2 protein-coding genes are annotated in these 1,857 nt (G+C 61.9%); both read left to right on the forward strand.

The features are described from left to right. Nucleotides 1-33: 33 nt before the first annotated feature. Nucleotides 34-996, forward strand: a complete 963-nt coding sequence (locus ABYW26_RS14105; protein ID WP_372605550.1) for an NADPH:quinone oxidoreductase family protein — start codon at nt 34-36, stop codon at nt 994-996. Nucleotides 997-1,128: 132 nt separating this feature from the next. Further along, nucleotides 1,129-1,857, forward strand: a 729-nt coding sequence (locus ABYW26_RS14110) for a Bax inhibitor-1/YccA family protein (protein WP_372605551.1), incomplete at its 3' end; no start/stop codon positions are given.

Below are 1,857 nucleotides of genomic sequence, written 5' to 3' on the forward strand. Positions count from 1 at the left end.
AGGGTCGGGGCTGATCCACAAAAGGAGCTTCGGATGCGCGCATTTCAGATCTCTCAGGCCGGCGGCAAAGCCAGCATCGCCCAATGTGCCACGCCACAACCGACGGATGAACTGGTGCAGGTTCAAATCGCGGCGTGTGGGCTGAATTTTGCCGACCTTCTGATGATTGAAGGCAAATATCAGGACACGCCCGCCTACCCGTTCACCCTTGGGATGGAGGTCTCGGGCACCGTCACCGCGCTGGGCCCCGATGCCCCCGCCGATCTGTTGGGCAAACGTGTGGCGATCTTTGCCGGTGCGGGCGGTCTGGCCGATGTCGGGCTGTTCCCCGCCGCGCGCTGCATGGTTCTGCCCGACAGTATGAGCTTCGAAGACGCCGCCGCCTTTCAGGTCGCCTATGGCACCAGCCATGTCGCGCTTGAACACCGCGCCAAGCTGAAAGCCGGCGAAACCCTTGTGGTGCTGGGTGCCTCGGGCGGCGTTGGCCTGACTGCGGTCGAGATCGGCAAGCTGATGGGCGCCACGGTGATCGCCGTGGCCCGCGGCGCCGACAAGCTGGCCGTGGCGCAACAGGCGGGTGCCGACCATCTGATCGACGCGGAAACCGACGATATCCGCGCCCGGATCAAGGATCTGGGCGGCGCCGATGTGGTCTATGACGCCGTGGGCGGCGATCAGTTCAAGGCCAGCTTCCGCGCCTGCAACCCCGAAGCCCGGATCGTCATCATCGGTTTCGCCAGCGGCGAGGTGCCGCAAATCCCCGCCAACCACCTGCTGGTCAAGAATATTACCGTGCAGGGCCTGTATTGGGGCGGCTACCTGACCTTTGACCCGAAAGTGCTGACCGACAGCATGGCCACCCTGTTTGACTGGTATGCGCAAGGCCGCCTGAAACCTCATATCAGCAAGACCTTTTCGCTGGATCAGGCAGATCAGGCCATCGACTTTCTGCGCAGCCGCAAATCGACCGGCAAAGTGGTGGTCACCACCGCCTGATCAGGCCCCCACTTCGGCAAGCACCGGTTTCCCCGACTTGGCCCTTGAAATGCCGCCGTTGCCTGCCGATATTCCATTGCAATCGCTTCCGCTATCCTGCGGGGGCTTCATAAGATCAACTCGGAGGCTTTGATGGCTGACTTTAACACAATCCGCGCTGGCCAGGCAGGCACGACCCGCACCGCGCAGATTGACGCGGGGCTGCGCGCCCACATGAACAAGGTCTACGGCACGATGTCCGTGGGCCTGCTGATGACCGCGCTCGTGGCTTGGGCCGTTGGCACCAACGACGCGCTTCTCAGCCTGTTCCGCAACGTGCAAACCGGTCAGATGACGATCCTTGGCTATGCCGCCATGTTCGCACCGCTGGTCATGGTCTTTGCCTTTGGCGCCGCGATCAACCGCCTGTCGGCGGCGGGCGCGCAACTGTTCTTCTATGTCTATGCCGCGATGATGGGCCTGTCCCTGAGCTGGATCTTCATGGCCTTTACCGGCATCTCGATCGCCCAGACTTTCCTGGTCACCGCGATCTCGTTCGCTGGCCTGTCGCTGTGGGGCTATACCACAAAGAAAGACATCTCGGGCTGGGGCTCGTTCCTGATCATGGGCGTGATCGGCCTGCTGGTCGCCTCGCTGGTCAACATCTTCCTTGGCTCGCCGGCGATCCATTTTGCGATCTCGGTGATCGGTGTGCTGCTGTTCGCGGCGCTGACCGCCTTTGACACCCAGCGGATCAAGACCGACTATATCAGCCACGCCCACGCGATGGATCAGGAATGGCTGGCGAAATCGGCGATCATGGGCGCGCTCAGCCTGTATCTGGACTTCATCAACCTGTTCATGTTCCTGCTGCAATTCCTC

Origin of the sequence: Actibacterium sp. (assembly GCF_041584535.1) — a bacterium.
Lineage (GTDB): Bacteria > Pseudomonadota > Alphaproteobacteria > Rhodobacterales > Rhodobacteraceae > Actibacterium_D.